The 8,126-nt window shown below is 59.6% G+C and carries 7 protein-coding genes; 6 read left to right on the forward strand and 1 reads right to left on the reverse strand.

All coding sequences use genetic code 11. The features are described from left to right. The first annotated feature begins 114 nt into the window (after window positions 1-114). The gene (gene fae, locus WCA53_RS03455; protein ID WP_423905488.1) at window positions 115-624 is read left to right on the forward strand and encodes a formaldehyde-activating enzyme; all 510 of its coding nucleotides are present in this window, start codon (window positions 115-117) and stop codon (window positions 622-624) included. Between the two features lie 163 nt (window positions 625-787). After that, complete coding sequence (locus WCA53_RS03460) at window positions 788-1,219, forward strand: hypothetical protein (protein WP_423905490.1); 432 nt, start codon at window positions 788-790, stop codon at window positions 1,217-1,219. Between the two features lie 104 nt (window positions 1,220-1,323). On the opposite strand, the gene WCA53_RS03465 is transcribed toward WCA53_RS03460, so the two are convergent. Further along, a complete protein-coding gene (locus WCA53_RS03465; protein ID WP_423905492.1) occupies window positions 1,324-1,863 on the reverse strand; it encodes a dihydroneopterin aldolase in 540 nt (179 codons plus the stop codon). 270 nt (window positions 1,864-2,133) lie between these two features. On the opposite strand from WCA53_RS03465, the gene WCA53_RS03470 reads away from it, so the two are divergent. From WCA53_RS03470 to WCA53_RS03485, 4 genes are all read left to right on the forward strand, one after another. Then, on the forward strand, window positions 2,134-4,203 hold the full coding sequence (locus WCA53_RS03470) for a sigma-54-dependent Fis family transcriptional regulator (protein ID WP_423905494.1): 2,070 nt from the start codon (window positions 2,134-2,136) through the stop codon (window positions 4,201-4,203). Beyond that, window positions 4,200-4,841 (forward strand): flavoprotein, encoded by a 642-nt coding sequence (locus tag WCA53_RS03475; RefSeq protein ID WP_423905496.1) that lies wholly within the window; start codon window positions 4,200-4,202, stop codon window positions 4,839-4,841. Before WCA53_RS03470 ends, WCA53_RS03475 begins: the two co-directional genes overlap by 4 nt. Then, a complete protein-coding gene (locus tag WCA53_RS03480) occupies window positions 4,820-6,205 on the forward strand; it encodes a DUF6513 domain-containing protein (protein WP_423905498.1) in 1,386 nt (461 codons plus the stop codon). The genes WCA53_RS03475 and WCA53_RS03480 overlap by 22 nt, the downstream gene beginning before the upstream one ends. 452 nt (window positions 6,206-6,657) lie before the next feature. Beyond that, the gene (locus WCA53_RS03485) at window positions 6,658-7,836 is read left to right on the forward strand and encodes a zinc-ribbon domain-containing protein (RefSeq protein WP_423905501.1); all 1,179 of its coding nucleotides are present in this window, start codon (window positions 6,658-6,660) and stop codon (window positions 7,834-7,836) included. The last annotated feature ends 290 nt before the right edge of the window (window positions 7,837-8,126 follow it).

The raw sequence follows: 8,126 nt of genomic DNA on the forward strand, positions 1-8,126 counted from the left end.
GAACATGATAGGAGCAACCATGGTTCTCAAACACTTCCGGAGGGTGTCGAACCATACCGTCCACGGGCCGACCGGAAGTGGACACATTCAATATCCAATCACTGGAGGAACAGCATGGCCAAGATCAACCGCGTCATGGTAGGTGAGTCGCTAGTCGGCGACGGCAACGAAGTCGCGCATATCGACTTGCTGATTGGACCGCGCGGTTCCGCTGTCGAAACCGCGTTCTGCCACGCCCTGACCAATAACAAGGACGGATTCACGTCGCTGCTGGCGGTTGTCGCGCCCAATCTCATCACCCGCCCGAACACGGTGATGTTCAATAAGGTGACGATCAAGGGTGCTAAGCAGGCGGTCCAGATGTTCGGTCCCGCGCAGCATGCCGTCGCGCTCGCTGTCGCGGATAGCGTTGAAGACGGCACCATCCCGCAGGACGAAGCCGACGACGTTTTCGTCTGCGTGGGCGTATTCATTCACTGGGAAGCCGACGACGACAAGAAGATCCAGGAATACAACTACAAGGCAACCCGCGAAGCGATCCAGCGCGCTGTCGCCGGCGAACCGAGCGCGGCTGACGTGGTCGCGAAGAAAGCCAGCGTCTCGCATCCGTTCGCTGCGAACTGAGGCACAGCGCGTTCTTTGTGGCGCGGCTTTATGGCATGGCTTCATACAGTGTCAAAACCGGGCAGGTCTGGACGAGGCCGCAGGCATCATCCGTATGTACTTTGGCGCGGCCCGCCCACTTTTCATTCAACCGATGAATAGCGCTTTTGAGAGAGGCTCTGGCATGACTTCGAGATGTCGCACGCGGCTGCTGATTGCCTGCCTCGTGCTTGCTCCATCGCTCGCTGCGACGCTTGCATTCGCGGAGGACCCGGCAACCACTCCGGCTGTTCCAGCCGCTGCCAATCCGGCACAAGGCCACGACTATCCCACCCAGGGCCGCGTGGAATACGTTCTCGGTTGCATGGATGACAACGGTCACGACTTCGCGAATGTGTACAAGTGCTCGTGCGCGATCGACCACATTGCGGCGGTTCTTCCGTACGACGATTACGTCGAGCAAATGACGTTCTCGAAATATTCGACGCTCGGCGGCGAGGGTGGCAACGAGTTCCGTGTAGATCGGGCCAAAGCCCAGACGAAAAATTTTCGCGCTATTCAGGCCGAAGCTTTTCACGCGTGCGGCGTGACGAAATCCGCCGCCGCGACCAAGTGAACCGCCAAGCACGGGAACAGTCTTTGCTTACCGCGCGCCCGTTTTTTCCGATGCTGGGACTATGCTGCGGGAACTTTTTTCCGACCTATTAAGTGTACTGACCATTAATTGGGAATCAGCCCTTTCCCAAGGAACGCGCAAGTCACGCCCTGCGCGCGCACTGGCTCGCGCGCGCGCGTGCGTTCGATCAAAACCCCCACCGATTCCACATCGGCAAACTTGGCGGGCTTGGCAAGGGACACCCGAACCCAATGCGCTCCGAAATCTGCAATCACCATCTGAGCAATTTTCTCGGCAAGACGTTCGAGCAACTGCACGCCGTGCGTTGCCAGCAGCCCATGCAGCGCGTCGTGAACCGCTGCGTAATTCACCGTGTCCTCGATACGATCCGTCGCGCAGGCCCGGATGGACGGCACGCCGATCGTAAGACTGATGCGCACGGGCTGCGGGTCCCGCAGTTCGCTCACGTCAATACCGATCACGGTTAGCCCGGTGAAACCCTCAATATAGACAAGGTCCATGGGCGCGCCGGCAGCGACTTGTGGCGAGGTACCGACGCCATGGTGGGCAATCACACCCGCCTGCGCGCCCTGCCGTGTGCCCGGCGAAGTGCACGTTTGTCGAACCGCCTCGAAAAGCTCCATGAATAGTCTCCGTTGTCAAATGCTGCGAATGCCGCAATAGAAAGCAAAAAACGGGCGCAGTGGCTAACACTAACGCGACTACTTATTGAACCCGAGCGTCATCAGATGTAAAGTTCCGCGAAAGCATGGTCTGTTTAAAAAATATCAATACGTACTGCTTCGCGCACATGCGGGCACGAAAACGCAGCGCGGGGAAACACCATAGATACGGCGCCGCAGTAGCCCGCGAACTCTCGCGGGCGCGAAGCGGACGCCCCGGAGACAAGCCCCATGTCGTCGTTGCTTGCGGACAGTAACCTGCACATCCGGGAAGTACTGAACATCGTCAATAACCAGTCGCCGAGCCGCCCCACAAGCGATTCAGTCGCTCAGTCGTGGACGCGTTGTCTGACCGAGTTCCGCCTGGATCCCGCACGATTTGTGATGCCGCCGGTGCTGACCCAGCAGGAACTTACAACGCGGCGCGAAGCGGCCAGCGACCTGATCGCGTCCGCGAAACTTGAGATGACCACGCTTTACCAGCAGCTTGCCGACCCGGAACTCGCGGTAGTACTCGTCGATGCGGACGGCGTGATCGTGCATCAGGTCGCCTCGGTGCCGTTCGGCGAAGCGATAGCCGCCGACGGGCTGCGCGTTGGCGCCTTATGGAGCGAACGCGAAGCCGGCACCAACGGCATGGGAACCTGCCTCGCCGAACGTGAGTGCATAACGGTTTATCAGCATGAGCATTTCTATCCGCGCTATACGTCCCTGACATGCTCGGCCGCGCCCATCTACAACGATCGCGGCGAAGTGGCCGGGGTGCTCGACGTAACCAGCCGTTCCAAGCTGCTGCAACAGCACTCGCTGGTGCTGGTGGGCATGTCGAGGCAAATGATCGAAAATCGCCTGATCGATGCGCGATTCCGCCACGCGAACATGATCCACTTTCATAGCCGGCCTGAGTTTGTTGGCACGCTACATGCTGGCAAGCTCGCCGTCAGCGACGACGGCGTCGTGCTCGCAGCCAGCCGCAGCGCGCTGTTCCAGCTCGACTTCCGCTCGCATGCCGAATTGTGCGGCAAGCGAATTGAACAAGCGTTCAACGTGTCGCTCGAGGATATGATCGCGCGCAGCATCCGCGGCTCGTTTCACCCGGTGACCGTCTATAGCGCGAACGCGAACAGCCGCTTCTTCCTGATCGCCCAGACGCCGCGCGATGCAGCGATCAGCGTGACCCGCATCTTCATGAACGATCCGACGAGCCGCGCATTGTCCAGACCTGTGCGAACGGCCACAGACTCGCCAGGTCAGGCCGGGCGGCTCGAGAAGCTCGCGCACCTGGAATTCGGCGATCCGCGCATGGCGTCGCAAATCCAGCTCGCGGTGCGCGTGATCCAGCGCAAGATCCCGATCATCGTGCGCGGCCAGACCGGCACCGGCAAGGAAGTCTTTGCCAACGCACTCCATAGCATCAGCCCGAATAACGCCGGGAGCTTCGTTGCGGTGAACTGCGCGTCGTTGCCGGAGAACCTCATAGAGAGTGAATTGTTCGGCTATCGCGCCGGGGCATTCACCGGGGCGCAGCGCGAAGGACGACGCGGCAAGATCGTGCAGGCGAATGGAGGCACGCTGTTTCTCGATGAAATCGGCGATATGCCGATGGCGTTGCAAGCGCGCCTCCTGCGCGTGCTTGAGGAGCATGAAGTCACCCCGCTCGGCGCAGAAATCACGGTCAAGGTGGATTTCCAGTTGATCAGCGCAAGCCACCGCAACCTGCTGGAGCTCGTGCAGACCGGCGTGTTCCGCGAAGATTTGTATTACCGGCTCAACGGTATCGAGATCAACTTGCCGCCGCTGCGCGAGCGGGCCGACGCGCTCGCGTTGATTCACCATCTGCTCGCCAGTGAATCAGACGAGCCGCCGTCGCTTAGCGCCGAGGCACGACATGCGCTGTTGACCTACGCCTGGCCGGGCAACATCCGCCAGTTGCGCCACGTGCTGCAAATGGCGATAGCGTTATGCGACGGCCCGGAGATCGACTGCTCGCATCTGCCGGTCGAGATCGTGCAATACGCGGGCGCAACACCGGCCGCGCGCCTGGCGCTTGCCACCGGCATGAGCGGCACGCCTGTACCCGGTCCTTTCTCGCATGGCGCCGACGAAGCCGATACCTCCGAGCTCAACGCGATCCAGGTCAAGGAGCGCGAGACCGTGCTGGAGCTACTCGATGAACATCGCTGGAATGTCAGCAGCGTTGCCAAGGGACTCGGTATCAGCCGCAACACTCTGTACCGGAAGATGCATCGCTTGCATATCCGGTTGTCGCATGACGGGGCCTGCACGCCGCCGAACTCATGAGCGCGCCGTCGGGTTCCCATCCAGGTTCAGGTTCAGGTTCAGGTTCGCCCTCCCCCGCTCGCAGGCTTGACCAGTTCAAGCCCGATGCGGGGTTTGCGTGGTGCGTGACGGGGTCGGGGCACATGATCGAGGAATCCATCGAGCTTGCGCGCAGGCTGCCGGCCGTGGACTTGTTCCTGTCGTCGGCGGGAGAGGAAGTCCTGCCGCTTTATGGATGGCCGCTGCCGAAGTTGCGCGAGCATTTTCGGGTGTTGCGCGACAACAGTGCTAGCGGGGTGCCTGTCGGCATGCTTTATGAGGGCAAATACCATACGGTCGTGATCGCGCCGGCGACGAGCAACACCGTCGCCAAGTGTGTTCTTGGGATTTCCGACACGCTGCCCACCAACTTGTTCGCGCAGGCCGGCAAGCAATGCATACCGGGCATTGTTTTCGCATGTGACACCGCGCCGAGCGTGATCACCCAGAGCCCGCACGAATGGGTCGAGGTGCGTCCCCGCAGCGTCGAACTCAGGCATGTGGAGCAACTGGCGCTGATCGAATACACGACGGTGGCGCGCTCGCTCGATGACTTAAGGGCGGCGCTCGATCAACGGCTGTCGACCCTCGGGCTCGCATGGATCACATCGTCTTCCTGACTGGCAGGTTGGCCGAGCGCAGCCTGCAACAGGTGCTCGAGGGCATGGCGCCCACGCCGTTCACCTGGGAAATCCGCGAGATCGGGCTTCAAGTAGCGGCGTTGATGACAGCCGACATGATTCGCCGGCGCGTGGCCGCGCCGCTTGCCGCCACGCGGATGATCGTACCCGGGCGATGCCGGGGCGATCTCGACGCGTTGAGCCGGCATTTCGAAGTGCCGGTGGAACGGGGGCCGGAAGAGGTCAAGGACTTACCGCAGTTCTTTGGACGCGAGGCGCACCACTTCGACCTGTCGCGGTACGAGACAGAGATTTTCGCGGAAATCGTCGATGCCCCGCGGCTCGATGTTGACGGTATCGTGGCGCGCGCTGGCGAGTATGCGGCTCAGGGTGCTGATGTGATCGACCTTGGCTGCCTGCCTGAAACACCTTTCGCGCATTTGGAAGACGCGGTGCGTGCGCTAAAGGCGCGCGGGTATCGCGTGAGCGTGGATTCAATGCGGTCCGAGGAACTCGTGCGGGGTGGCCGGGCGGGCGCGGATTATCTGATGAGTCTTAATCTGGATACCTTATGGATCGCCGACGAGGTTCCATCCGTGCCGATCCTGGTTGCACGGGAGCCGGGCGATCCGGCCTCGCTCGATGCTGCGATCGATGCACTTCTGGCCCGCAACCGGCCATTTCTTGCCGATCCGATTCTCGATCCGATCCCGTTTGGGCTTGCCGCATCGATCGCGCGTTATGTCGGGTTGCGGGCGCGCTATCCGGAGATCGGCATCATGATGGGCATTGGCAATGTAACTGAGTTGACCGAAGCCGATACGAGCGGGATCAATGCGGTGTTGCTTGGCATGGCGGCCGAGCTGCGGGTGAACGCGGTGCTGACTACGTCCGTGAGTTTGCATGCGCGACGCGCGGTCAAGGAGGCGGACGTCGCGCGGCGGATCATGCATGTGGCGCGCGAGGCGCAGGTCTTGCCGAAGGGCATTTGCAGCGACTTGTCGGCGTTGCACGCGAAGCGGCCTTTCCCGTATGACGCGGCGGAAATTGCGCTGTTTGCGCAGGCGGTGCGGGACCCGAATTTCCGGGTTCAGGTGGCGGCTGATGGCATTCATGTTTATAACCGCGACGGGCATGCCGTGGAGGGAGATCCCTTCGCACTTTATCCGGGGCTTGGGGTGCAAGCCGATGGAGGGCATGCGTTTTATATGGGTGTGCAGCTGGCTCGCGCCGAGATTGCCTGGAAACTGGGTAAGCGCTTCGATCAGGATCAGGCGCTGGACTGGGGATGTCAGGTGGAGGCGGAGAAATCCACTTTGGATCTTGACAACTGGGCGCCGCCGGGGAGTACGCGCAAGCGCTAGTGAGTAGGTCATTCGCTAGCGCTTGAATTGCAAGCTTGGGTTTTGATGAGTGGATGGTTGAGTGAAGGGTTGCCAGGTTCTGCGGTTAGTGGTTTGGGTCGTTGCTGGGTTGCTCCTTTCAAGCTTAGTGGTTTGCCTAAGTCTTCTTTTGATCAGTACAACCAATCTCGTAAAAAATCGGTAACACGTGATTCATCGAAGAGGCCACTCAACCCTTGCTCAGAAAAATCCGATTTTTCACTTGCGACCATTTATTACCAAAAGCGCTTTCCTCTTTGCGTAAGTTCAACGAACATCCACCAGTTTGACTGTTCATCGAAACAACGAGCGCGAACGTTCCGCGTATTGCGTCGGCATAAGGCTTTCAAAACGACGCAGACGGTGACTTTGCGCGACGGATCGAAGGTCTTAAAAGATGGCAGAAACCGACCAGAAAGCGGGATTTTTGAACTATGGCCTATCGCAAGACCATCGAAGACATGAGAGCGCTTGCTGCGCGAAAAAAAGGGCAGTGTCTCTCGCTGGAATATCGCGGGATGGAGGCAAAACTGCTGTGGCGTTGCGATAGCGGGCATGAATGGCAAGCCATACCCGAGCAGATCCAACAGGGAAGTTGGTGCCCACAGTGTGCAATCCTGAAGATGCGCGACACGCTCGAGCGTATGCGCGAGATTGCCCAAGAACGTGGCGGACGATGCGTGTCGACGGAATACATCAACACCAATACGGCACTCCTCTGGGAGTGTGCCAACGGGCATCAGTGGAAGGCACAACCCGCGAGTATCAAACGGCCCAGAGCATCTTGGTGTCCGGTTTGCGCAAAAGACAGCAGCAGAAAACACACTTTGGCGTGGGCACACGGCCTAGCCGAAAAGCATGGCGGCAAATGCCTCTCAAAACAATACAAGGGTACGACTGTCCCTTTGGAATGGTGCTGTGACAAAGGACATAAGTGGACAACAACAGCCGGGGCCATTGATGCGGGGAAATGGTGCAGACAGTGCTACAACGACAGCAGGCGTTTTAGCTTGGCAGACGCGCAGGCACTGGCAGAAAAGCATAAAGGACACTGCGTTTCGAAACGCTATACCGATGCGAAAACCACCTTGCTTTGGAAATGCGAGAAGGGGCATCGCTGGCGTGCCAGGCTCACTACCATTTACAGGAGCTGGTGTCCGACGTGTGCATTTGATCGCAAGCGTCTAGGTGTGGAAAAGATGCACGAGATTGCGGCCGCGCATGGAGGCGTGTGTTTGTCTCAGGAATATACCAACGGCCATGCGTTATTGCAGTGGCGATGCCAGAAGGGACATGTCTGGCTCGCCCGGCCCGACAAGATCATGAGCGGTCACTGGTGTCGAACCTGCGCCATAGACCGCACACGCCTGGGTATTGAAACGATGCGTCAGACGGCTGCCATGCGAGGTGGTAAGTGTTTGTCTGACACCTATGTCAACCTTCTAACGCCGCTGCAATGGCAATGTATTGAAGGCCACACTTGGACCGGGAAACCTGACTCTATCCGCCGCGGTCACTGGTGCCCTGTCTGTCGACACAAGGAAGTGGCAGAGAATGCCAAGATCCGGCGCACGCGGAAAAAGACAAGATTCAGGGTTCCAATTCTGATCTGAAGTCGGCAGTGGCACCCACGAGGTGCGAGCGCACTTGCGCTAAATAAAGTGACGCGCCTGGGCGGATTGAACCTCCTGGCGCCGGATGTCGGCGTGGTCACGCACGCGCCGGGGCATGAACATCGATCGCTTGCTCGCGTACCGACAGCGCGTCGCGGCACGTCATCTGGTCGCGCAACCAGTGCCGCCCAGAGGTTGTCCCGGTCACCTCCAGCATTGAGCAGCGAGTGTTTTGCTAATTGCTCTCCGCAGAAAACCTGTGCCACCCTGCTTATCGAGGGCGCTTACCC

The organism is Caballeronia sp. (assembly GCF_049581465.1).
Taxonomy (GTDB): domain Bacteria; phylum Pseudomonadota; class Gammaproteobacteria; order Burkholderiales; family Burkholderiaceae; genus Caballeronia.